Source organism: Pseudomonas sp. LAIL14HWK12:I10, from assembly GCF_900184205.1.
Lineage (GTDB): Bacteria > Pseudomonadota > Gammaproteobacteria > Pseudomonadales > Pseudomonadaceae > Aquipseudomonas > Aquipseudomonas kermanshahensis.
In genome coordinates this window covers 713,698-736,395 of record NZ_FXWU01000001.1, presented here as the reverse complement: position 1 = coordinate 736,395, position 22,698 = coordinate 713,698, and the positions used below count along the sequence as shown (strand labels likewise).

The following is a 22,698-nucleotide window of genomic DNA, read 5'->3' as shown; positions in this document are numbered from 1 at the left end:
GTTTCCAAATATGTAGCCGTAAGCGAGGAAGTACCCGCATGACGATCCGTCCGCAACCGCTGATGCGCACCCTGGCCGCCGCTGTATTGAGCCTGGTGATCGGCGCCCCGGCCGCCATGGCAGACGCCCCGGTCACACTGACCATGTACAACGGCCAGCACAAGGAAATCGGCGAGGCCATCGCCAAGGCCTACGAGGCCAAGACTGGCATTCATATCAATATCCGCAAGGGCAGCAGCAACCAGCTGGCCAGCCAGATCATCGAAGAAGGCGAGCGCTCGCCGGCCGACATCATCTATACCGAAGAGTCGCCACCCCTGAACAACCTGGGTGAGCTGGGCCTACTGGCGAAAATCGACGACGCCACCTTGAACATGCTGCCCAAGGAATACGTAGCCGCCAACGGCACGTGGATGGGCGTCACCGCGCGCACCCGCGTGGTGGTGTTCAACCCGAAGAAAATCGACGAGAAAGACCTGCCGCAATCGGTCATGGACTTCGCCGACCCTGAATGGGATGGCCGTGTCGGTTTCGTGCCGACCAGTGGCGCCTTCCAGGAACAGGCTGTAGCCATCCTCAAGATGCACGGGCGTGATGCGGCCGAAGAGTGGTTGACCGGCCTGAAGGCTTTCGGCAAGACCTACACCAACAACATGGTCGCCCTGAAGGCTGTGGAAAAAGGCGAAGTCGCCGCCGTGCTGGTGAACAACTACTACTGGTACGCCCTGGAGCGTGAGCGCGGCAAGCTGGACTCCAAGCTGTATTACCTGGCCGACGGCGATGCCGGTGGCCTGGTGACCATCTCCGGTGCCGCCGCGGTCAAAGCCAGCAAGCACCCGAAAGAAGCCCAGGCCCTGCTCAACTGGATGGCCAGCGAAGAAGGCCAGCGTGTGATCACTCAGACCACCGCCGAGTATCCACTGCACAAGGGCATGGTTTCTGACCGTGGCCTGAAGCCTTTTGAAGACCTGCGCCCACCGAAGATCTCCCCGGCCGACCTTGGCAATGCCGAAGAAGCCCTGGAACTTGAACGTGAGGTCGGTCTGCTCTGATGACTGCCGCCCTGTCCGAGCCGGCGCCGGTACGTTTCGTGCCGCGCCGCAAGCGCCCCTCGATCTGGGTGGTGCTGCCTGTGCTGTTCCTGGTGGCGATGAGTTTGCTGCCACTGGCGTATGTCGCCCTCAAAGCCTGGGAAGCAGGCTGGCGAGAAGCCCTGCACCTGCTGTGGCGCCCGTTCGTCTGGGGCCTGATGCGCAACACCCTGATGCTGATGTTCGGGGTGACGCTGGTGTGCATGGTGGTCGGCCTGGCCCTGGCCTGGCTGCTCGAACGCAGCAACCTGGCGGGGCGTCGCCTGTGGGGCGTGGTGCTGTGCCTGCCGTTTGCGGTGCCGTCATTCGTCAGCAGCTTCACCTGGGTGTCGCTGAGTTCGGACTTCGAAGGCCTCGGCGGGGCCATTCTGGTCATGGCCTTGTCCAAGTATCCGCTGGTGTTCCTGCCGGTGGCAGCTACCCTGCGCAACGTCGACACCTCGCTTGAAGAGTCGGCGCGTACGCTGGGATGCAGCCGTTGGGGCGTGTTCATCAAGGTGACCTTGCCGTTGCTGTGGCCCTCGATGCTGGGCGGCGCCCTGCTGATTGCCCTGCACATGCTGGTGGAATTTGGCGCACTGTCGATCCTCGGCCTGCAGACCTTCACCACGGCGATCTACCAGCAGTTCGAGCTGGAATTCAGCAACGCCAACGCAGCCATGCTCTCGGCTGTGCTGCTGGCACTGTGCATGATCATGTTGTGGCTGGAACTGCGCGTGCGTGGCAAGGCCCGCCACGTACGCATCGGCCAAGGCGTGGCACGCCGCGCACAGCCTGTGCGCTTGCGCGGCTGGGCGCCCTTGGCGCAGCTGTTCTGCGTGGGCCTGGCGGTACTGGGCAGCGGCATTCCGCTGGCCATGCTCGGTTACTGGCTGAGTGTTGGCTCGTCGGCGGCGTTTCCGGTCGCCGAAATCTCCAAGGCGCTGCTCACCTCGTTGTCGGTGTCGCTTGGCGGCGCAGGGTTCTGTGTGTTGCTGGCATTGCCGATCAGCTTCCTGGTGGTGCGCTACAAGGGCCGCCTGGCGATCTGGGCTGAACGCCTGCCGTACCTGCTGCATGCCCTGCCGGGCCTGGTGATCGCGCTGACGCTGGTGTTCTTCGCGCTGCACTACGTGCCTGCGATGTACCAGACCACTGCGCTGTTGCTGCTGGCCTACGCACTGCTGTTCCTGCCGCTGGCCCAGGCGCCGGTACGCACCGCCTTGAACAAGGCTTCGCCGACGCTCGAAGAGGCTGCCCGCACCCTGGGCGCGAGCAGCTTCACAGCGTTCTGCCGGGTGACCTTGCCGATCATCTTCCCGGCCCTGGCCGCAGCCTTCGCCCTGGTGTTCCTCGATGCCATGAAAGAGCTGACCGCCACACTGCTGCTGAGCCCGACCGGCATGACCACCCTGGCCACTGAGGTCTGGGCGCATACCGCCAACGTCGAGTTCGCGGCGGCAGCGCCGTACGCGGCACTGCTGATCGTGGTATCGGGGTTGCCGGTGTACCTGCTGACCACACGGATGTACCTCAACAAGGCGTAAGTTTTGTAGGAGCGCCCCCTCAAAGGGGGGCGTTACGCCCTGAACTGCCCCAGGCTGGCCCGCAGCTGCGCTGCCAGGTCATCCAGTACCTTGCTGCTGGCCGTGGTCTGCATCACCACTTCAGCCGAGCGTTCGGCCTGGGCGTGAATGGTCTCCACCCGGCCGCGCACCGCTTGCGCACCGTGCGCTTGCTGCTCGGCCGCGCGGGTAGCCAGCCCGATCGCCGCATGCACTTGCTCGACCGCCGCCTGCACCGACTGCTGACGGCGCTCGTTCTCGCGCAACACCAGCAACCCTTCACTGGCCTTGAGCCCTGCCTGGCTGATGGTGGCCACAGCTTCTTTGGCGCCTTTCTGCAGCGCAGCAATATGCGCCTGGATATCCCCGGTCGAGCTTTGCGTCTTGCTCGCCAACGCGCGCACTTCATCAGCCACCACGGCAAAGCCGCGCCCCGTCTCGCCAGCACGCGCCGCCTCGATGGCCGCATTCAATGCCAGCAGGTTGGTCTGCTCGGCAATGCCGTGGATCACTGTCAGCACCACCTCGATCTGTTCACTCTGCTTGGCCAGCCGTTCGATTACATGCGAGCCGGTCTCCACCTGCCCTGCCAAGCTTTCGATCAGGCCGGCGAGCTGGGTCGAAGTCCGGCTGTTCTCATCAGTGGCCTGGCGAATATCCACCACCTGCTGCAAGGCGGACTGCATGGCATGGCTCTCGGCTTGGGCTTCGTCGGCCATGCTCGACAGGTCACGCAGGCTGGCGGCCACTTCATCGCGCTGCAGCGCAGCAGCGGCGTCGGCACCGGCATTGCGCTGGGCCATGGCGCCAATCTCGACACCCGTACGCTGCGCCACCTCACCGGCCTCGCGGACGATGGGCTGCAACTTGTCGACGAAACGGTTGACCGCCGAGGCCATGTCACCGATCTCGTCGCGACTGTCGAGGGTCACGCGTTTGGTCAGGTCACCCTCACCGGCAGCCAGGTCGTTCAGGGCGGTGATCAACAGGCGCAGCTTGCTGAGTACCCGTCTACCAAGCACCACCGCGACTACCAGCAACACGCCAAGGCCCACCAACACCAGGCCCAGGCCAATACGCCAGCGCAGCTCGGCAGCAGCTTCACGCACCGTCTGCGCAGTATTGGCCTGCATCGCGGTGGCACTGCTCTGGGCAGTCTCCAGGCGTTCGCGCAGGGTCTTGCCGCTGTCGGCGGCGGCGGCCCCAAGGCTGTCACCCACCAGCTGCTCACCACTGGCGATCAAGGCGGCGAAGCGCTGGTCAAGGGCCGCGAGCTCCTGATCGACACCAGCCGTGGAAACGCCCATCAACACCTTGCCGATCTCCGCACCATTGGGGTTGATCGACGCTTCGACAAAATACACCGCCGGGTCGCGGCGAGCCGCATTGATCACCTTGTCCAGCGCCCGCTCGCCCTGCCCCTTTTCCATCAACGCCTGGTTGATCGGGTTTTGCCGGTTGAGGTAGCGGGTCAGGTGCTGGCCCTGCGCGTCGTCGTAGACCACGAACAGCACGTTGGGGTTGCGCTGAGCGCGACGGGCGAAGTCAGAGAGCACCGGCACATCGTTGTCCCAGATAGCCCGCGGGGCGACCGAGGCCAGCAGTTCGGCCATGTCGTTGGCAGAATCCTTGAGGTTCTTTTCCAGCGTGGTGCGCAGTTGCTGCTGCTCGTTTTGCAGGCGTGTCGACAACCCGGCGCTCAGGCGCTGACGGGTGCTGCTGGACAGGCTATCGAGCCCCGAACGCACGTCCTGCCCAGCTTGCTCCAGCTCGCTGGCCAGCTTGCGGCTGTCATTGCCCAAGCGCTCGCCCAGGTCGGCCTCCAAGGCGGTGACCGTGCTTCGGGTCAGCGCAACGGCAACCAGCACCTGCACCAAAAGAGCGATACCAAGGGCAACAAACACAGGCCGCAAAAGGCGGCTTCGTAACAGTGAGAGGATGGCAGACACGGTGTAACCCTCGTGTTTTCTGGCGCCACTATTTTGATGGCATCTACAGAAACTTCTTACAGCAAGGGTTATGCCGGGAACAGCGGGGATATGTGCCAAGGTCTAGCAGAGTGTTTGCTTGTGCCGGCCTCTTCGCGGGTAAACCCGCTCCCACAGTGTGGCACTGAACCTGAAGGCAGTAGAGATCCGGTGGGAGCGGGTTAACCCGCGAAGAGGCCGGTGCAGGCCTACAAATGAAAACGCCGCGGCCCCTTTCAGGGCCGCGGCGTCAGATCAGCCGTAAAAGCGGATCAGGCGAACGGATGACGCAGCACGATGGTCTCGTTGCGGTCCGGGCCGGTGGAGATGATGTCGATCGGCGCGCCGACCAGCTCCTCGATGCGCTTGATGTAAGCGCGAGCAGCTTCTGGCAGCGCTTCCAGGGTCTTGGCACCCAAGGTCGACTCGCTCCAGCCTGGCATCTCTTCGTACACCGGCTCCAGGCCGATGTAGCTGTCGGCATCGGAAGGGGCGTCGATGACAGCACCGTTCTCGTTCTTGTAGCCAACGCAGATGTTGATGGTTTCCAGGCCGTCCAGTACGTCCAGCTTGGTCAGGCAGATGCCCGAGATGCTGTTGACGTCGATGGCGCGACGCAGGATGACGGCATCGAACCAGCCGCAACGACGGGCACGGCCGGTGGTCGAACCGAACTCGTGGCCACGCTTGGCCAGGGTAGCGCCGGTTTCATCGAACAGTTCGGTCGGGAACGGGCCGGAACCTACGCGCGTGGTGTAGGCCTTGGTGATACCCAGGATGTAGTCCAGGTACATCGGGCCCACGCCGGAACCGGTGGAGATACCGCCGGCAGTGGTGTTGGAGCTGGTGACGTACGGGTAGGTACCGTGGTCGATGTCCAGCAGCGAGCCCTGGGCACCTTCGAACATGATGTCCTTGCCGGCGCGACGCAGGTTATGCAGCTCGGCGGTGACGTCGAGCATCATCGGCTTGAGCTGCTCGGCGTAGGCCATGCACTCGTCCAGGGTCTGCTGGAAGTCGATGGCCGGCTCTTTGTAATAGTTCACCAGCTGGAAGTTGTGGTAGTCCAGCAGCTCACCGAGCTTGGCAGCGAAACGCTCACGGTGGAACAGGTCGCCAACGCGCAGGCCGCGGCGTGCGACTTTGTCTTCGTACGCTGGGCCGATACCACGGCCGGTGGTGCCGATCTTGGCTTCGCCACGGGCTTTCTCGCGGGCCTGGTCCAGGGCCACGTGGTACGACAGGATCAGCGGAGCAGCCGGGCTGATGCGCAGGCGCTCACGCACCGGTACGCCCTTCTCTTCCAGCTTGGTGATTTCACGCATCAGGGCATCTGGAGCAACGACCACGCCGTTGCCGATCAGGCACTGAACGCCTTCACGCAGGATGCCGGACGGAATCAGGTGCAGAACGGTTTTTTCACCGTTGATCACCAGGGTGTGGCCCGCGTTGTGGCCACCCTGGTAGCGCACTACGGCGGCAGCATGTTCGGTCAGCAGATCGACGATCTTGCCTTTGCCCTCATCACCCCATTGGGTGCCCAGGACGACGACATTCTTACCCATTACATTGGTCCTCATTCACGCAAACTTGGTTGCCGGCCTTTTGCCGACGCAGAAACTCAATGGGTCAGCGGCAGTACCTGCCAGCGCCCGTCTTGCTGAATCAATTGCCGATCACAATCCGCCTCGAGAGCAGCACTCAACGGCTGGCCAGGCAAAGCCTGAACCACACGCTGGCCCTCGCTGCGCAACTGGCAGACCTGCTGCCAGAGGGCCGCGTCACCACTGTCGGGCATCCAGATGCCGCCAGTTGGCAATACGACCTCCGCTCGCCCCAGTGTGACCAGGGTCTTCAAATCCGTGGAGAATCCAGTGGCCGGGCGTGCCCGGCCGAAATCAGCGCCGATATCGTCATAACGGCCGCCCTGGGCGATCGATTGACCTTCGCCCGGCACGAACACGGCGAACACCACACCGGTGTGGTAGTGGTAGCCACGCAGCTCGCCGAGGTCGAAGTACAACGGCAGGTCTGGGTAGCGCGACGCCAGGCGATCGGCGATCGCCAAAAGGTCGTCCAGCGCCGCCAGCACGCTGGCCGGGGCACGGCCCAGGCGCACGCGGGCTTCGGCCAGCACTTCACGGCCACCGCACATCTCGACCAGGGCGCGCAGCATGTTGCCCAGGTCTTTCGGCAGGTCGGCGGTCAGTGCCTGTACTTCGTCGACCGACTTGCGCTGCAGGGCGTCGAACAGCTGCTGCTCGACCGCGCCCGACAGGCCCGCGGCACGCGCCAGGCCACGGTAGATGCCGACATGGCCGAGGTCCATGTGCACGTCCGCGACATCCGTTAGCTGCAGCGTGGCGAGCATCAGGCTGATGACTTCGACATCGCTGGTGGGGCTGGCATCGCCGTACAACTCGGCACCGAGCTGGATCGGGCTGCGCGAGGTGGACAGAGCACGCGGCTGGGCATGCAGCACGCTGCCGGCATAGCACAGGCGGCTCGGGCCTTCACGGCGCAAGGTGTGGGCGTCGATACGCGCCACCTGCGGGGTGAAGTCGGCACGGAAGCCCATCAGGCGACCGGACTGCGGGTCGACCACCTTGAAGGTGCGCTGATCCAGGTCCTGGCCGGCGCCGGTCAACAGCGACTCCAGGTACTCGATATGCGGGGTGACGACCAGTTCGTAGCCCCAACTCTGGAACAGGTCCAACACCTGGCGACGCGCGATCTCGATGCGCGCAGCCTCAGGTGGCAGTACTTCCTCGATGCCATCTGGCAGCAGCCAGCGGTCTACCGTTGCCATTACGCCATTTCCCCTCTGGTCCGGGCGGCCTGCCTGTGGCGAGCCGTCAGTAAAGCAGGTATCGCGCACAGCAGCGGGCAGCACTGATCCCAGCGCAGCCACCGTACCCAATACCCTCGAATTGCCTTGCGCGCTGACCAAACCGTCAACTGGCGGTTTGCCAATCAACCTTGCAGACGCAAAAAAGCCGGGAAATTTCCCGGCTGCCTCATCATACACCCCTTTTCATTCAGGATGCACCCCGCCTGGTGTTTTAGCTGCCAGGCGGGGCTTAGCCCCAATGAAAACGGGCTTAGAGCATCAAGGCTTGCTCTTGTCCAGGAAGCGGAAGAACTCGTTCTTCGGGTCCAGGACCAGCACGTCGCTCTTGTTCGAGAAGCTCTCGCGGTACGCCTGCAGGCTACGGTTGAACGCATAGAAATCAGCGTCCTGGCTGTAGGCCTTGGCGTAGATGGCAGCCGCCTGGGCGTCGCCGTCACCGCGGGTTTCTTCAGCTTCACGATAGGCTTCGGCCAGCAGTACACGGCGCTGACGATCGGCATCCGCACGGATACCTTCGGCCAACTCGTTACCTTTGGCGCGATGCTCGCGGGCTTCACGCTCACGCTCGGTGCTCATACGATCGAACACGCTGCGGTTGACTTCCTTCGGCAGGTCGATGGCCTTGACGCGCACATCGATGACCTCGATACCCAGCTCTTTGTTAGCCATGCGGTTCAGCGAAGCGGTGATGTCAGCCATCAGCGCGTCACGTTCACCGGAAACCACCTCGTGCAGGGTACGCTTACCGAACTGGTCACGCAGGCCGCTTTCCAGACGACGCGACAGACGCTCATCGGCGATCTGCTTGAGGCCGGAAGTGGCGGTGTAGAAGCGCTCGGCATCCTTGACGCGCCACTTGGCGTAGGCGTCGACCATGACCGCTTTCTTCTCCAGGGTCAGGAACCGCTGGGTTGGCGCATCAAGGGTCATCAGGCGGGCGTCGAACTTGCGCACCTGGTTCACGTAAGGAACCTTCACATGCAGGCCCGGCTGAACATCAGCCTGGACCACACGGCCGAATTGCAGCAGTACGGCACGTTCGGTCTGCGACACGATGTAGAAGCAGTTCCAGGCCACGACGGCCAGCACCACAGCGGCGATCAGGGCGATCAGCGATCTATTGCTCATCAGCGGCTCTCCCTAGTGCGCGGCGGCTGTTGTTGCTGTTGCAGGTCCTGCGCCGCACGCGCGGCCGCGTCGTTGGCCGACGCAGATACACCGCTGGCCGGTGCGGACGTGTTGCGGCTGCCTTCGACCATCTTGTCCAGTGGCAAGTAGAGCAGGTTGCTCTGCCCGTCCTTGGTAGCCACCATGACCTTGCTCGAGTTGCTGTAGACCTCTTGCATGGTTTCCAGGTACAGACGCTGACGCGTGATGTCCGGCGCCTTGTGATACTCGGTCACCAGCTTGCTGAAGCGGTCGGCTTCACCCTTGGCGCGAGCGATCACTTCGTCGCGGTAACCGTTGGCGTCCTCGATGATGCGCTGGGCCTGACCACGGGCTTCTGGCACCACGCCATTGGCGTAGGACTCGGCCTGGTTGCGGGCACGCTGTTCATCTTCGCGCGCACGGATCACGTCGTCGAAGGCTTCCTGCACTTCACGCGGGGCTGCCGCGCTCTGTACGTTGACCTGGGTGACGGTGATACCGGTACGGTAGTTGTCGAGGAAGCGCTGCAGGCGTTCGCGGATATCCACGGCCATCTGCTCACGGCCTTCGGTCAGCACCTGGTCCATGGAGGTGGAACCCACCACATGGCGCAGGGCACTGTCGGTCGCATGCTGCAGGCTCACCTCTGGCTGGTCGACGTTGAGCACGAAGTCCTGCAGGTTGGTGATCTTGTACTGGACGGTCAGCGGGACCTCGACGATGTTCTCGTCTTCGGTCAGCATCTGCCCCTGCTTGGTGTAGGCACGCTCACGCGTGACGTTTTCCATGTACTTGCGATCGATGGGCGGGAAGTAGATGTTCAGGCCGGGACCGACCGTCTCATAGTACTTGCCGAAGCGCAGCACTACGGCCTGCTCCTGCTCGTCGACCACGTACACGGCGCTGTACAGCCAGATGGCAGCCAACACCGCCAGGCCGATGCCCAGCAGGCCGTAGCCGCCACCCTTGCCGACATTGCGGTCACCGCCGCCACGTTTCTTGCCGCTGCCGAACATGCCGTTCAGGCTGTCCTGCAGTTTGCGGAAGGCCTCGTCCAGATCCGGCGGGCCTTTTTTATCGCCACCACCGCCGCCGCCACCACGGCGACCGCCCCAGGGATCCTGATTGTTCGAGTTGCCACCCGGCTCGTTCCAAGCCATAGCGCTCTCCATCTGATAAAGCAAAGACGCGCCCACGGCGCGCCGTCCAATGCTACAGAATGCCTGTCACTGCTGCCCGGCGACCTCGTCGAGCATTTATTGCAAAGTGTGTTGCTCGACAAACATTTGCGGCTCCATGCCTTCGCGGCTGACCAGACGATTCAACTCGACCTTGGGCAGTCGCACGCTCAGCAGGCTGCGCCCTTCTTCATCATGCTCTTCACTCTGCACGGCACCCAGGGCAAAGAATTGCGCGCGCAAGCGGGCAAAACGCTGCTCCAGGCACAGGGTACCGACAAACAGATCATCCCCCAGCAACTCGGCAATCGCCTGGCCAACCAGCTCCAGGCCACGCCCATCGCGTGCCGATACCCAGACCCGCTCCGGCTTGCCATCGGCATCGCGCTGGATCTGCGGCTCGACATCTTCGAGCAGGTCGAGTTTGTTATAGACCTCAAGGATCGGCAAGCCTTCGGCACCGATCTCGCCCAATACCGCCAACACCTGCTCGATCTGCTCCATGCGGTCGGGCTCATGCGCGTCGATCACATGCAGCAGCAGGTCAGAGTTGCTCGACTCTTCGAGCGTAGCCCGAAAAGCCTCGACCAGCTTGTGCGGCAGGTGACGAATGAAGCCGACGGTGTCAGCCAGCACGATCGGCCCAAGGTCGTTCAACTCGAGCCGGCGCAAGGTCGGGTCGAGGGTGGCGAAGAGCTGGTCGGCGGCGTAGACCTCGGATTGGGTCAGGGCGTTGAACAGGGTGGACTTGCCGGCGTTGGTGTAACCCACCAGCGAAACCGACGGGATATCGGCGCGGCGCCGGCCGCGACGGGCCTGCTCGCGCTGGCTGCGCACCTTCTCAAGGCGTGCCTTGATCTGACGCAGGCGTACCCGTAGCAGGCGGCGGTCGGTTTCAAGCTGGGTTTCACCCGGGCCGCGCAGGCCGATACCGCCTTTTTGCCGCTCAAGGTGAGTCCAGCCGCGTACCAGTCGCGTGCTCATGTGCTCGAGCTGGGCCAGTTCGACCTGCAGCTTGCCTTCATGGGTACGCGCCCGCTGGGCGAAGATATCGAGAATCAGCCCGGTGCGATCAAGCACGCGACACTCGAAGACACGTTCGAGGTTGCGTTCCTGGCTGGGCGTGAGGGTGTGATTGAAAATCACCAGATCGACCTCATCGGCTTTGACTTGGTCGCGTAGTTCTTCGACCTTGCCGCTGCCAATCAGGTATTTGGCCGTAGGCTGATGCCGTGTAATGGTCACCAGCGAGACGATGTCCGCCCCGGCCGACAATGCCAACTCCTGAAACTCCTGCGGGTCTTCGCGCGCCTCAGGGTTCTGACCTTCCAAGTGAACGAGCAACGCCCGTTCACCACCACCGTGGCGCTCAAAGAACAATGCAGGCTCCTATCAGGCGTTGCCTGGCTCGCTGTCACCGTGTTCGGAATCGGACGGGCTTGGCAGGCGAACCGGACGCGCAGGAACCACGGTCGAAATAGCGTGCTTGTAGACCATCTGGCTGACAGTGTTCTTCAGCAGCACAACGAACTGGTCGAAAGATTCGATCGAGCCCTGCAGCTTGATCCCGTTGACCAGGTAGATGGAAACCGGAACCTTTTCTTTTCTCAAAGTGTTCAAGTAAGGGTCTTGTAGCGAATGCCCTTTTGACATATGCCGCACTCCTGTAAGGATAAATAATAGAAAATCAAGAAAATCGATAAATTAGGCCGCCCCTTCGCAAGAATAGACGGCAATTAGCAGGGACTCAGCTCAATATGGAGACGCTTCCCAGGTATTTCAAGGTGCGGGACAGATTGTCGCAGGCGAGGCTGTCAAGCCAGTGCACGTCAGACCAACCGCGCAACCAGGTGAACTGCCGCTTGGCCAGCTGGCGAGTGGCAATGATACCGCGTTCTCGCATCTCATTCTCACTTAGCCTGCCGTCGAGGTAGTCCCAGACTTGCCTGTACCCCACTGCCCGTATAGACGGCAACCCGGCGTGCAAGTCACTTCTGGCTCGCAGCGATCGGACCTCGTCGATGAAGCCCTGTTCCAACATCTGCGAAAATCGTAACGCAATTCGCTGATGCAAAATGTGACGATCTGTAGGAGCGATCGCCAAACTCGCGACAGTATAGGGCAAATGTCCGCCAGCGCCTGCGTCTGCGCCGCGACTTTCCGCGAATTGACGCTGGCGATGGGCCGTCATGCTCTCGCCGCTCACTCGGTAAACCTCAAGCGCACGGATCAGCCGCTGGGGGTCATTCGGATGGATGCGCGCCGCCGACTCAGGGTCCACTTCGGCCAACTGGCGGTGCAGCTCGACCAGGCCTAGCTCCCGGGCCTGCGCTTCGAGTTCGGCACGCACCCTGGCGTCGGCCGGCGGCATGTCAGCCAAGCCATCGATCAAGGCCTTGTAATACAGCATGGTGCCACCCACCAGCAGCGGTATCTTGCCCCGTGCGGTGATTTCCGCCATGGCTTGCAAGGCATCGGTGCAAAAGTGCGCGGCAGAGTAGCTTTCGGCCGGGTCGAGAATGTCGATCAGCCGGTGCGGGTGCGCGGCCAGCAGTTCCTTGGAAGGCTTGGCGGTACCGATGTCCATGCCACGGTAGACCAGCGCCGAGTCGACACTGATCAACTCGCAGGGCAGGACCTTGGTCAGCTCGATGGCAAGGTCAGTCTTGCCGGCCGCCGTCGGGCCCATGAGAAATATTGCTGGGGGCTTGCCGCTCATGTCATCGACCGCGCAGGAAAAGTTTGTCCAGGTCGTCCAGGCCCATTTGGGTCCAGGTCGGTCGGCCGTGGTTGCACTGGCCGCTGCGCTCGGTGTTTTCCATGTCGCGCAGCAGTGCGTTCATTTCGGGGATGGCCAGGCGCCGGTTGGCGCGCACGGCGCCGTGGCAGGCCATGGTGCCGAGCAGTTCGTTGAGGTGCGCCTGAATACGGTCGCTGGTGCCGTATTCCATCAGGTCGGCGAGCACATCCTGCACCAGGCGGTTGGCCTCGGCTTGCTTGAGCAACGCCGGGATCTGCCGGATCGCCAGGGTCTCGGGGCCCAGCCGCTGCAACTCGAAGCCCAAGCGCTGGAACCATTGGGCGTGCTCTTCGGCGCAGTCGGCTTCGCGCTGGCTCAAGGCCAACGACTCAGGCACCAGCAGCGGCTGACCGCTCAGGCCTTCGCTGGCCATGGCCACCTTGAGCCGCTCGTACATGATCCGCTCATGCGCGGCGTGCATGTCCACCAACACCAGGCCGACAGCATTCTCGGCCAAGATGTAGATGCCCTTGAGCTGAGCCAGGGCATAACCCAGCGGTGGAATGTCGCCCTGGCTTTCTGGCAGCGACGAAGGTGCAGCCGCGCCATCGTTCAGCGGCTTGTAGAACTCGCGATACACCGCCTGCGACTCGGCCGCCGGCAACGGCTGCGACGGACGCGGGCTGTACTGGGACTGATAGCCCGAGCCACTGCCACCATTGGAAATCGAGAACTGCGGTGCACGAGGCTGCTCAAGCACCGGCGAGGCCAGGCGCATCTCGCCTTGAGGGCCAAACTCACCGGCCTGCTGGCCACTGGGGCGGACGATGTCGGCAGCCGCAGCGGGCGCAGCCAGTTGGTCCTCGGGGCGCACGTCGGCCAGGGCGCGGTGCAAGGTGCCATAAAGGAAGTCATGCACCGAACGCCCTTCACGGAAGCGCACTTCGTGCTTGGTCGGGTGCACGTTGACGTCCACGCCGTTGGGCTCGAGTTCGAGGAACAGCACAAAGGTCGGGTGCCGGCCATTGAACAGCACGTCCCGGTACGCCTGGCGCACAGCGTGGGCGACCAGCTTGTCGCGCACTGCCCGGCCGTTGACGAAGAAGTACTGCAGGTCGGCCTGGCTCCGCGAGAAGGTCGGCAGCCCCACCCAGCCCCACAAGCGCAGGCCGTTGCGCTCGACATCGATGGGCAGCGCCTGCTCCATGAAGCCCGGCCCGCAGATGGCGCCGACGCGCCGCGCACGTGCGGTTTCATCGTGGGCCTCATGCAGGCTGAGGATGCTCTTGCCGTTATGGCGCAGGTGGAAGCCGACATCGAAGCGAGCCAGGGCCAGGCGACGGATGACTTCCTGCAGGTGATCGAATTCGGTTTTCTCGGCCTTGAGGAACTTGCGCCGGGCCGGGGTATTGAAGAACAGGTCACGCACTTCGACCGAGGTACCCACCGGGTGCGCTGCCGGTTGCACGCGCGGGGTCATGTCGCGGCCTTCGGTCTCGACCTGCCAGGCTTCGCTGGCATTGGCCGTGCGCGACGTCAGGGTCAGGCGCGCCACCGAGCTGATCGAGGCCAGGGCCTCGCCGCGGAAACCCAGGCTCAGCACGCCTTCGAGGTCTTCCAGTTCACGGATCTTGCTGGTGGCGTGACGGGCCAGCGCCAGTGGCAGGTCATCGGCAGAAATCCCGCCGCCATCGTCGCGTACCCGCAGCAGCTTGACGCCACCCTGCTCGACTTCGACATCGATGCGCCGGGCACCGGAGTCGAGGCTGTTTTCCAGCAACTCCTTGGCCACGGAGGCCGGGCGCTCGACCACCTCCCCCGCGGCAATCTGGTTAGCCAGCCGCGGGCTGAGCAGCTGGATGCGTGAACCACCACTCATTGCTGCGAAGCCAGGGTAGTGGCCGGCACGTCCAGACGCTGGCCGACTTTCAGCTCATCGGTCTTGAGGCTGTTAGTGCTGCGCAGGCTGGCCACGCTGACCTGATAGCGCACCGCGAGCATGGCCAGGGTCTCACCTGGGCGCACGGTGTGTTCACGTGGGCCGGCCGCGATCTTGCCGGTGTCGCGCAGCCAGGCAATGTAAGTGCCCGGCGGTGGGTTTTGCTGGAAGAACTGGCGCACGCCGGTATGGATCGAGCGGGCCAGGGCCTGCTGATGGCTACGGGTAGCCAGCTTCGCGGCTTCGTTGGCGTTGGAGATAAACCCGGTTTCAACGAGGATCGACGGGATATCCGGCGACTTGAGCACCATGAAGCCTGCCTGCTCAACACGCTGCTTGTGCAGCGAGGTGATGCGGCCCATGTTGCCCAGCACCTTTTGGCCCACATTGAGGCTGGAGCTGAGCGTGGCGGTCATCGACAGGTCGAGCAACACGCCCGCGAGCATGCGGTCCTTGTCGTCGAGGCTGACGTTGCCCGCACCGCCGATCAGGTCGGAGCGGTTTTCCGTGTCGGCCAGCCAGCGTGCGGTCTCGGACGTGGCGCCACGGTCGGACAATGCAAAGACCGAGGCACCGAAGGCGGCCTTGGACGGCGCGGCATCGGCGTGGATCGAGACGAACAGGTCGGCACCCTTCTTACGGGCGATTTCGGTGCGTTTGCGCAGCGGGATGAAGTAGTCACCGGTGCGGGTCAGCTCGGCGCGGAAGCCTTTCTCGCTGTTGATCTGGCGCTGCAGCTCCTGAGCGATCTGCAGGACGATGTCTTTTTCATGCTGGCCGCGCGAGCCGGAAGCGCCCGGGTCTTCGCCGCCGTGGCCGGCGTCGATGGCGACCACGATGTCACGTTTGCCGCTGGGCACCGGTGGCAGCTTGATGGCCGGCTGGGCCGGGCTCACCGGCACCGCAGGCGTGGTCACCGGCGTTTGCACGGGCGTCGGCGGCGGGGGCGGTGTACTGGCAGCGACGGCGTCGGCTTCCTGGTCGTACAGGTCGACCACCAGGCGGTTGCCGTACTGGGCATTGGGCGCCAAGGTGAAGCTCTTGGGCGTGACCGACTTTTTCAGGTCGACCACCACGCGCAGGTCGGTAGGCGTGCGCTGGGCCGAACGCACGCTGCTGATCGGCGTGTTGGACGTCGCTACGTTCAACGGCGCGGCCAGGGTCGCACCATTGATGTCGATGACCAGGCGGTCTGGCGCGCTGAGGGTGAAGACGCTGTGCTGCACGGGGCCAGACAGGTCGAAGACCAGCCGCGTGTTGTCCGGCGCGCGCCACAGGCGCATGCTCTTGACTTGAGTGACGGCCAGAGCGTCAACGGTCACCGTTGTCAGCAGCAGCCCAACGATGGCGACCAGTGCGCGTATGCGCATACCTACCCCACTTACAGTTTTAGTGTTTGCCCAGTGCAACGCACCAAGCCTCGCCGCGAGCCCCCTGCGGCGAAAGGTTCAGCGAGCGTCCGCTCGCTTGGGGGCTTATGGTAATGGTCAGGTCAGGCTTTGGCAAAACGCCCGCACCCTTTTGTGGCCACTCGAACAGGCACAGCGCATCGCCCTCGAAGTAGTCACGTATGCCCATGTACTCCAGCTCCTCCGGATCGACCAGGCGATACAGGTCGAAATGGAACGCACGCACCTCACCCATCTCGTACGGTTCGACCACGGTAAAGGTCGGGCTCTTGACTGCACCAGTATGGCCCAAGCCACGGATCAGGCCACGTGAGAGCGTGGTCTTGCCCGCCCCCAGGTCACCTTCGAGAAAAATCACGCCATGACCGCCGGTCACTTCGGCAAGCCGCGCACCAAACGCGACCATGGCCGCTTCATCGGCCAGAAACAGGTTTAAGCCAGACACGCAGAATGCTCCTCCAACAACTCACGAATGACCGGCGCCAGATCACTGGCTGCCAGGCCTCTACCTTTGACGCCCAGGCGCTCGCCCGCACAGGCATGCAGCCACGCCCCCAAGCAGGCGGCCTCCCAGGCCCCCAAGCCTTGAGCCAGCAGCGCCGCCAGCACGCCGGTCAACACATCGCCCAGGCCGGCGCCGGCCATGGCCGGGTGCCCACGGTCACACCGCGCCAACTGCCCGCTCGGGTCGGCCACCAGGGTACCGGCGCCCTTCAGCACGCAGACGCTGGCATAGCGGCGGGCAAGCTTGCGCGCAGCCCCTGGGCGGTCGGCTTGCACGGCCTCGGTGGAAATCCCCAGCAACCGCGCCGCCTCACCCGGGTGCGGGGTGAGGATGCTGCCGCTGGGCAGGGCCAGGGGCGTGCGCGCCAGCAGGTTCAAGGCATCGGCATCCCAGACCTGCGGTTGCTCAGCGTTGGCCACTGCCGACAACAGGCTACGGCCCCACGCCGCCTGCCCCAACCCCGGGCCGACCACCAGCACCGAGGCACGCTCCAGCACGCCCATCAGCTGATTGGCCGAACTCACGCCCAGGCACATGGCTTCCGCCAGGCGGGCCAGGCATGCGCCGACATGTTCAGGACGCGTCGCCACGCTGACCAACCCGGCACCACAGCGCAGCGCGGCTTCGGCACTCAGTAGCACCGCACCGCCCGTACCGAGGTCGCCGCCAACCACCAGCACATGGCCGAAGTCACTTTTATGGGCATGCGCAGGCCTCGCCGGCAGGTGCGCGACGGTCACGCTGCTGAGCAGTTGCGGGGCATGCGCGGGTTGTTTGGTCTGGGGCATGGGGTCAAAGGCTCCAATGTCTGGCAGAATTATACGCACCTGAGCCCGTATTGCCTGCCCATCCATGTCCGCTTGCACACTTGACCTCGCCGCCCTGGCCCAATCCATCAAGATCTGGGGCCAAGAACTCGGTTTTGCCCATGTCGGCATCGCCGGGGTGGACCTTGGCGAGCACGAAAAGCACCTGCAGCGCTGGCTAGAAGCCGGCTATCAGGGCGAGATGGAATACCTGGCCGCTCACGATGGCAAACGCGCACACCCCGACCAGTTGATCCCCGGCACGGTAAGGGTGGTCTCGCTGCGCATGGATTACTTGCCCGGCGACACGCAGATGGCGCAACGCCTGGCCCAGCCGGAAAAGGCCTACGTGTCGCGTTACGCCCTTGGCCGCGACTACCACAAGCTGGTGCGCAAGCGCGTGCAGCACCTGGCCGATCGCATCCAGGAAGCCATCGGCCCGTTCGGCTACCGGGCCTTCGTCGACAGCGCCCCGGTGCTGGAAAAGGCGATTGCCGAGCAAGCCGGGTTGGGCTGGATCGGCAAGAACACCCTGCTGCTCAACCGCAAGGCCGGCAGCTACTTCTTTTTGGCCGAGCTGTTCGTCGACCTGCCATTGCCGGTGGACGACGCGCACACCAGCGAGCACTGCGGGCGTTGCGAGGCGTGCCTGGACATCTGCCCGACCAAAGCCTTCGTCGGGCCTTATGTGCTGGATGCCCGACGCTGTATTTCCTACCTGACCATCGAACTCAAGGGGGCGATCCCCGTCGAGTTGCGCTCGATGATGGGCAACCGGGTGTTTGGTTGCGACGACTGCCAGATCGTCTGCCCGTGGAACCGCTTTGCCCGGCCCACGCAGGAGCATGACTTCCAGCCGCGCCATGGGTTGGAAAATGCCGAGTTGGCCGAGATGTTCTTGTGGGACGAGAAGACCTTCCTGCGCAAGACCGAAGGCGGGCCATTGCGGCGCGCGGGTTATGAGCGCTGGTTGCGTAACCTGGCCGTGGGGTTGGGCAATGCGCCTTCGACGATCCCGGTGATCGAGGCCCTGAAGGCACGGCGCGAGGATGCCTCGGCACTGGTGCGCGAGCATGTGGAGTGGGCGCTGGAACGGCACGGTATCCAGTAGCCACGCCATCCCTGTGGGAGCGGGTTCACCCGCGAACACCGGCGGAGCCGGTGCCCTACATCGCGGTGCCTGCTTCGCGGGTAAACCCGCTCCCACAGTGACCGCGTCGCACCTGAAGGCGGCTCTATTGCTGGTCGTTGTAGTGGAACTTGGGCATTTCCCAGTGGAACCGTATCGCCAGCAAGCGCAGCAGAAACCCGCCGAACAAGGTCAGCAACATGGCCTGCTCCGCTGGCAACTGGAAGTGCACACAACCTAGATAGAACCACGCCGCCGCGAACGACACACTGGCATACAGTTCGCGACGGAACACCAGCGGGATGTCGTTACAGAAGATATCGCGCAAGATCCCCCCAAATACCCCGGTGATCACGCCGCTGATTGACGCCACCAGCATGCCCTGCCCCATCTCCAGCGCCGTCATGCAACCGATCAAGGTAAAGGCCACCAACCCCAGGGCGTCTAGCACCAGGAACATCGAGCGCAAGCGGCGCATCATGGGGGCGATGAAAATCGTCAGCAGTGCCGCGCAACTGGTCAGCACCAGGTACTCAGGGTGCTTGACCCAGGTCAGCGGGTAATGCCCGAGCAGCACGTCGCGCACCGAGCCGCCACCCAGGGCCGTGACACAGGCAATCAGCACCACGCCGAACCAGTCCATGCCGCGGCGGCCGGCAGACAACGCGCCGGTCATGGCTTCAGCGGTGATGGCTATGAGGTAGAGCATCAACAACATGGTGCGAGTCCGTGCGAGAAAGGCGCGCAGTCTAACCAGTTGCCCAGGGCACCAAAAGAGGGCACAGACACAATATCTGCGCCCTCACGCTTCACACCTTGATGAAGTGCTCGCGGTAATGGCGCAGTTCGGCAATCGACTCGCGGATATCGTCCAGCGCCAGGTGGGTGCCGCCCTTCTTGAAACTGTCGCGCACATTCGGCGCCCAGCGTGCGGCCAGCTCTTTAAGGGTCGAGACGTCGAGGTTGCGGTAGTGGAAGTAGTTTTCCAGGTTGCGCATGTGGCGATACAGGAACCGGCGGTCCTGGCAGATGCTGTTGCCGCAGATCGGCGACTTGCCCTTGGGCACCCATTGCTCGAGGAAGGCGATGGTCTGGGCCTCGGCCTCGGCCATGCTGACCTTGCTCTCGCGCACGCGCTGGGTCAGGCCCGAGCCGCCGTGGGTACGGGTATTCCATTCGTCCATGCGCGCCAGCACTTCGTCACTGTGGTGAATGGCGATCACCGGGCCTTCGGCCAGGGTGTTCAGATCGCTGTCGGTGACAATCGTGGCCATCTCGATGATGACGTCGCTGTCCGGATCCAGGCCGGTCATTTCCAGGTCGATCCAGATCAGGTTCTGTGGGTTTTGCATGCAGGGGCTCCTCGTATAGGCCGTCATAGTAGCCTAGCGAGTGCGGCGGGCGCATGTGCGGCGCGCGGTGCAAAGGTAAGCAGAATGGTCGAGCGCCCGGCGTGCTAAACTGCCTGCCGTTTTCAATCTGTCCCAGCACGGAATCTTCATGGCCAAACGCCAGCTCAATCGTCGCCAAAACTGGCGTATCGAAAAAATCCAGAACGAGCGCGCCGCTCGCGCCGCCAAACGCGAGCAGCACACGCTGCAAGAGCTGGAAGGCGGCGACCTTGGGCCAGAGCAACTGGGCCTGGTGATCGCGCACTTTGGCGTGCAGGTCGAAGTCGAGGCCCAGGACGGCGACGTAGCTGGGCAGATCTTCCGCTGCCACCTGCGGGCCAACCTGCCTGCGCTGGTCACCGGCGACCGCGTGGTCTGGCGGGCGGGCAACCAGGGCATCGGCGTTATCGTCGCGCAGATGCCACGCAGCACCGAGCTGTGCCGGCCAAACAACCACGGCCAGCTCAAGCCGGTGGCGGCCAACGTCGACCTGATCGTGATCGTCTTCGCGCCAGCCCCCGAGCCCCACCCGAACCTGATCGACCGCTATCTGGTAGCCGCCGAACACGCCGGCATCCGCCCGCTGCTGCTGCTGAACAAGGCCGACCTGATCAACGACGAGAACGCCCCGGCGTTGCAGGCGCTACTCGAGGTCTACCGCGACCTCGGCTACCCGCTGCTGGAGGTTTCGGCCCACCAGGGTGACGGCATGCAACGCCTGCAGCAGATGCTGGACGGGCACATCAGCGTGTTCGTCGGCCAATCGGGTGTGGGCAAGTCGTCGCTGGTCAACAGCCTGCTGCCCGCTGCCGACACCCGCGTCGGTGACCTGTCCGAATGGTCGGGCCAAGGCACGCACACCACCACCACCGCGCGCCTGTACCACTTCCCCAACGGCGGCGACTTGATCGACTCGCCGGGTATTCGCGAATTCGGCTTGGGCCATGTCAGCCGCGATGACGTGGAAGGGGGCTTCATCGAGTTCCGCGACCTGTTCGGCACCTGCCGCTTCCGCGACTGCAAGCATGACCGCGAGCCGGGCTGTGCGCTGCTCAAGGCGCTGGACGAAGGCCGGATCAAACAGCAACGCATGAACAGCTACCGCTCGATCATCGCCAGCCTGCCGGAAGACAGCTACTAACCCGCCTGATTTGTAGGAAATATTACCGGAGCGCGTAAGACCGCTCCGGTTTTAGCGTCATCTATTGCCCCTTCTCCTGCTTTCGCTGATGGTCATGGCTTCTATCAGGGAGGGCAACCGCCATGCCGGTTCTTATCAGCTACCGCCACGAAGAGCGGCTCGACGCGTTCATCCTCAATGAGCGCCTGCTGCTCGAAGGCATCCCCACCCAGCTGGTGCAGTACGACAGCGATGGTCAGACCCGCGATGACCTCTATGGCAGTTTCTGCCAGCAGATGAGCGATGCCACCCATTGGGTCGGCGTGTTGCCGGCCAGCGTCGGTGAACAATGGTGGACTGCCTGGCTGCTGGGGGCCGCGGCAATGGGCTGCCGCCGGGTGAGTTTCTATTGCAAAGTGCCAGGCACACTGCCTGAGTGCCTAGGCAGATGGCCGATCATGCGCGAGCGCCCGCACATCGACCTGTTCGTGCGTGCGTATCACGATGAGCGCACGTTCGAGCGGGCCATGTCATTGCCGCCAGGGCGAGGATTGGGGGCTGACCGGGATAATGCCGACTACTTTCATGCCGACCTCAAGGCCAAGATCCGCCGGGGGTTCTGAATGCATTGGGGCCGCTACGCGCCCCATCGCCGGCAAGCCGGCTCCCACAGATTGGGTGTGGGCCTGAGCTTCACACAGCCCCTGTGGGAGCAGCTGTCTTGCGGTGCTTGTTCCGGCCTCATCGCTGGCAAGCCAGCGCCCACAGGTGCGGCGCTTGACTTGGAGGCTACATAGTTCGGGTGGGAGCTGGCTTGCCAGCGATGGGCCGCAGAGCGGCCCCAGTCACTTACTGCTCCTTGGCTTCGTCCATCTTCAGCGTGCCATCTTCGAAGATGTTCAGCTTCTGGCGCAGCTCGCGTGGCTGCATCGGCGCTTGCTCAGCACCCGGTACAGCAGGGGCCGAAGAAGCCCCCGGCGCGGCGCCGGCAGGCGGTGCTGGCTGGGCTGGCGGCGTTTCGGGCGCGGCCTGCTCACCTTCGATATCACGCTGGGCCTTCTTGGTCAGCACGATGATGTCGATACGCCGGTTGACCGGGTTGAACGGGTTCTTCCGGTCGAACAACGACGACGACGCATAACCCACCACCCGGGCCACTTGCCCATCCGGATAGCCACCGGCAACCAACGCACGCCGCGCCGCGTTGGCACGGTTGGCCGACAACTCCCAGTTGCCGAACTCACCAGTGCCGGCGAACGGCTTGGCATCGGTGTGGCCGCTGACGCTGATCTTGTTCGGCACCGCCTTGATGGTGTCGGCCATGGCCAGCAGGATGTCTTCGAAATACGGCTGCAAACGCGCACTGCCGAGGTCGAACATCGGCCGGTTCTCGGCATCCATGATCTGGATACGCAAGCCGTCCTGGGTGATCTCGAACAGGATCTGGTCCTTGAACTTCTGCAGTTGCGGGTTTTCTTCGACCTTGTTCTGCAGTTCCTGCAACAACAGCTCAAGGCGCTCGCGCTCGACCTGTTCGGCCATGGTCTCGACCTGGTCCTTGTTCAGCTGAACCGTGGACTCCTGCGTCGGCTCGGTCTTCACCTCAGGGTTGATGGTCTTTTCCGGCGCCATCTCGGGCGAGCCGCCCAGGTCGATCACGTAGGGCGTGCCACTCTCGGAGAAGCCGATCGGGTCCTGGAAGTAACCGGCAATGGCGATTTTCTGCTCGGGGGTGGCTGTGGATAACAGCCACAGCACCAGGAAAAACGCCATCATCGCCGTGGCGAAGTCGGCAAAGGCGATTTTCCAGGCGCCGCCATGATGGCCGCCGCCGAAGCGCTTGACGCGCTTGATGATGATCGGCTGATTGTTTTCCATG

The 22,698-nt window shown here is 63.6% G+C and carries 20 protein-coding genes and 1 pseudogene; 5 read left to right on the top strand and 16 right to left on the bottom strand.

What is annotated here, in order from left to right; translation table 11 throughout:
• The first annotated feature begins 38 nt into the window (after positions 1 to 38).
• Together QOS90_RS03290 and QOS90_RS03285 are read left to right on the top strand one after the other, a co-directional pair.
• Positions 39 to 1,052, top strand: coding sequence for an extracellular solute-binding protein (locus QOS90_RS03290; protein WP_085272310.1), 1,014 nt, complete (start codon positions 39 to 41; stop codon positions 1,050 to 1,052).
• Positions 1,052 to 2,617 (top strand): ABC transporter permease, encoded by a 1,566-nt coding sequence (locus tag QOS90_RS03285; RefSeq protein ID WP_027592537.1) that lies wholly within the window; start codon positions 1,052 to 1,054, stop codon positions 2,615 to 2,617. Before QOS90_RS03290 ends, QOS90_RS03285 begins: the two co-directional genes overlap by 1 nt.
• Before the next feature lie 32 nt (positions 2,618 to 2,649).
• Here the strand turns inward: QOS90_RS03285 and QOS90_RS27565 are convergent, their stop codons facing one another.
• The 13 genes and pseudogenes from QOS90_RS27565 to QOS90_RS03225 all read right to left on the bottom strand — a co-directional run bounded on the left by QOS90_RS27565 (position 2,650) and on the right by QOS90_RS03225 (position 17,161).
• A complete protein-coding gene (locus QOS90_RS27565) occupies positions 2,650 to 3,567 on the bottom strand; it encodes a methyl-accepting chemotaxis protein (protein WP_502944305.1) in 918 nt (305 codons plus the stop codon).
• Positions 3,556 to 3,768 (bottom strand): annotated as a pseudogene (locus tag QOS90_RS27560) (methyl-accepting chemotaxis protein); the annotation flags it as partial. The pseudogene QOS90_RS27560 and the gene QOS90_RS27565, both read right to left, overlap by 12 nt.
• A 1,106-nt stretch (positions 3,769 to 4,874) precedes the next feature.
• Positions 4,875 to 6,167 carry an adenylosuccinate synthase gene (locus tag QOS90_RS03275; RefSeq protein ID WP_027592535.1) on the bottom strand — a complete coding sequence of 431 codons (1,293 nt, stop codon included), beginning with the start codon at positions 6,165 to 6,167 and terminating at the stop codon, positions 4,875 to 4,877.
• A 56-nt stretch (positions 6,168 to 6,223) separates the two neighbouring features.
• Positions 6,224 to 7,411: an ATP phosphoribosyltransferase regulatory subunit gene (locus tag QOS90_RS03270; RefSeq protein WP_085272308.1), complete on the bottom strand. Its 1,188-nt coding sequence runs from the start codon at positions 7,409 to 7,411 to the stop codon at positions 6,224 to 6,226.
• Positions 7,412 to 7,711: 300 nt separating this feature from the next.
• Positions 7,712 to 8,581, bottom strand: coding sequence for a protease modulator HflC (hflC, locus tag QOS90_RS03265; protein ID WP_027592533.1), 870 nt, complete (start codon positions 8,579 to 8,581; stop codon positions 7,712 to 7,714).
• Complete coding sequence (gene hflK, locus QOS90_RS03260; RefSeq protein WP_085272307.1) at positions 8,581 to 9,762, bottom strand: FtsH protease activity modulator HflK; 1,182 nt, start codon at positions 9,760 to 9,762, stop codon at positions 8,581 to 8,583. The genes hflC and hflK overlap by 1 nt, the downstream gene beginning before the upstream one ends.
• A gap of 96 nt (positions 9,763 to 9,858) precedes the next feature.
• Positions 9,859 to 11,160 (bottom strand): ribosome rescue GTPase HflX, encoded by a 1,302-nt coding sequence (gene hflX / locus QOS90_RS03255; RefSeq protein WP_027592531.1) that lies wholly within the window; start codon positions 11,158 to 11,160, stop codon positions 9,859 to 9,861.
• 12 nt (positions 11,161 to 11,172) lie between these two features.
• A complete protein-coding gene (hfq, locus tag QOS90_RS03250) occupies positions 11,173 to 11,433 on the bottom strand; it encodes an RNA chaperone Hfq (protein WP_003258160.1) in 261 nt (86 codons plus the stop codon).
• Between the two features lie 94 nt (positions 11,434 to 11,527).
• Positions 11,528 to 12,499, bottom strand: coding sequence for a tRNA (adenosine(37)-N6)-dimethylallyltransferase MiaA (gene miaA, locus QOS90_RS03245; protein WP_085272306.1), 972 nt, complete (start codon positions 12,497 to 12,499; stop codon positions 11,528 to 11,530).
• 1 nt (position 12,500) lies between these two features.
• Positions 12,501 to 14,399, bottom strand: coding sequence for a DNA mismatch repair endonuclease MutL (mutL, locus tag QOS90_RS03240; protein ID WP_085272305.1), 1,899 nt, complete (start codon positions 14,397 to 14,399; stop codon positions 12,501 to 12,503).
• On the bottom strand, positions 14,396 to 15,829 hold the full coding sequence (locus QOS90_RS03235; protein WP_027592528.1) for an N-acetylmuramoyl-L-alanine amidase: 1,434 nt from the start codon (positions 15,827 to 15,829) through the stop codon (positions 14,396 to 14,398). The genes mutL and QOS90_RS03235 overlap by 4 nt, the downstream gene beginning before the upstream one ends.
• 19 nt (positions 15,830 to 15,848) lie before the next feature.
• On the bottom strand, positions 15,849 to 16,313 hold the full coding sequence (gene tsaE, locus QOS90_RS03230) for a tRNA (adenosine(37)-N6)-threonylcarbamoyltransferase complex ATPase subunit type 1 TsaE (protein ID WP_085272304.1): 465 nt from the start codon (positions 16,311 to 16,313) through the stop codon (positions 15,849 to 15,851).
• A complete protein-coding gene (locus QOS90_RS03225; protein WP_085272303.1) occupies positions 16,301 to 17,161 on the bottom strand; it encodes an NAD(P)H-hydrate dehydratase in 861 nt (286 codons plus the stop codon). Before QOS90_RS03225 ends, tsaE begins: the two co-directional genes overlap by 13 nt.
• A gap of 64 nt (positions 17,162 to 17,225) precedes the next feature.
• Here QOS90_RS03225 and queG point away from each other — a divergent pair, with 64 nt between their 5' ends.
• On the top strand, positions 17,226 to 18,290 hold the full coding sequence (queG, locus tag QOS90_RS03220) for a tRNA epoxyqueuosine(34) reductase QueG (RefSeq protein ID WP_085272302.1): 1,065 nt from the start codon (positions 17,226 to 17,228) through the stop codon (positions 18,288 to 18,290).
• Positions 18,291 to 18,414: 124 nt separating this feature from the next.
• Here queG and QOS90_RS03215 read toward each other — a convergent pair whose 3' ends face one another.
• Entirely contained in the window at positions 18,415 to 19,026 is a 612-nt protein-coding gene (locus QOS90_RS03215; protein WP_027592524.1) for a trimeric intracellular cation channel family protein, read from the bottom strand.
• 91 nt (positions 19,027 to 19,117) lie between these two features.
• A complete protein-coding gene (orn, locus tag QOS90_RS03210) occupies positions 19,118 to 19,660 on the bottom strand; it encodes an oligoribonuclease (RefSeq protein ID WP_085272301.1) in 543 nt (180 codons plus the stop codon).
• A gap of 148 nt (positions 19,661 to 19,808) precedes the next feature.
• Between orn and rsgA the strand changes: the two genes are divergently transcribed.
• Both rsgA and QOS90_RS03200 read left to right on the top strand, forming a co-directional pair.
• A complete protein-coding gene (rsgA, locus tag QOS90_RS03205) occupies positions 19,809 to 20,840 on the top strand; it encodes a small ribosomal subunit biogenesis GTPase RsgA (protein WP_027592522.1) in 1,032 nt (343 codons plus the stop codon).
• A 122-nt stretch (positions 20,841 to 20,962) separates the two neighbouring features.
• A complete protein-coding gene (locus QOS90_RS03200; RefSeq protein WP_085272300.1) occupies positions 20,963 to 21,442 on the top strand; it encodes a molecular chaperone Tir in 480 nt (159 codons plus the stop codon).
• 226 nt (positions 21,443 to 21,668) lie between these two features.
• Here the strand turns inward: QOS90_RS03200 and motB are convergent, their stop codons facing one another.
• Complete coding sequence (gene motB / locus QOS90_RS03195) at positions 21,669 to 22,697, bottom strand: flagellar motor protein MotB (protein ID WP_027592520.1); 1,029 nt, start codon at positions 22,695 to 22,697, stop codon at positions 21,669 to 21,671.
• Position 22,698: the final 1 nt, after the last annotated feature.

Coding starts and splice junctions, on each gene's coding strand:
- QOS90_RS03290 (WP_085272310.1), top strand. CDS start 39: ATGACGATCCGTCCGCAACCGCTGATGCGCACCCTGGCCGCCGCTGTA.
- QOS90_RS03285 (WP_027592537.1), top strand. CDS start 1,052: ATGACTGCCGCCCTGTCCGAGCCGGCGCCGGTACGTTTCGTGCCGCGC.
- QOS90_RS03275 (WP_027592535.1), bottom strand. CDS start 6,167: ATGGGTAAGAATGTCGTCGTCCTGGGCACCCAATGGGGTGATGAGGGC.
- QOS90_RS03270 (WP_085272308.1), bottom strand. CDS start 7,411: ATGGCAACGGTAGACCGCTGGCTGCTGCCAGATGGCATCGAGGAAGTA.
- hflC (WP_027592533.1), bottom strand. CDS start 8,581: ATGAGCAATAGATCGCTGATCGCCCTGATCGCCGCTGTGGTGCTGGCC.
- hflK (WP_085272307.1), bottom strand. CDS start 9,762: ATGGCTTGGAACGAGCCGGGTGGCAACTCGAACAATCAGGATCCCTGG.
- hfq (WP_003258160.1), bottom strand. CDS start 11,433: ATGTCAAAAGGGCATTCGCTACAAGACCCTTACTTGAACACTTTGAGA.
- miaA (WP_085272306.1), bottom strand. CDS start 12,499: ATGAGCGGCAAGCCCCCAGCAATATTTCTCATGGGCCCGACGGCGGCC.
- mutL (WP_085272305.1), bottom strand. CDS start 14,399: ATGAGTGGTGGTTCACGCATCCAGCTGCTCAGCCCGCGGCTGGCTAAC.
- QOS90_RS03235 (WP_027592528.1), bottom strand. CDS start 15,829: ATGCGCATACGCGCACTGGTCGCCATCGTTGGGCTGCTGCTGACAACG.
- QOS90_RS03225 (WP_085272303.1), bottom strand. CDS start 17,161: ATGCCCCAGACCAAACAACCCGCGCATGCCCCGCAACTGCTCAGCAGC.
- queG (WP_085272302.1), top strand. CDS start 17,226: ATGTCCGCTTGCACACTTGACCTCGCCGCCCTGGCCCAATCCATCAAG.
- QOS90_RS03215 (WP_027592524.1), bottom strand. CDS start 19,026: ATGTTGTTGATGCTCTACCTCATAGCCATCACCGCTGAAGCCATGACC.
- orn (WP_085272301.1), bottom strand. CDS start 19,660: ATGCAAAACCCACAGAACCTGATCTGGATCGACCTGGAAATGACCGGC.
- rsgA (WP_027592522.1), top strand. CDS start 19,809: ATGGCCAAACGCCAGCTCAATCGTCGCCAAAACTGGCGTATCGAAAAA.
- QOS90_RS03200 (WP_085272300.1), top strand. CDS start 20,963: ATGCCGGTTCTTATCAGCTACCGCCACGAAGAGCGGCTCGACGCGTTC.
- motB (WP_027592520.1), bottom strand. CDS start 22,697: ATGGAAAACAATCAGCCGATCATCATCAAGCGCGTCAAGCGCTTCGGC.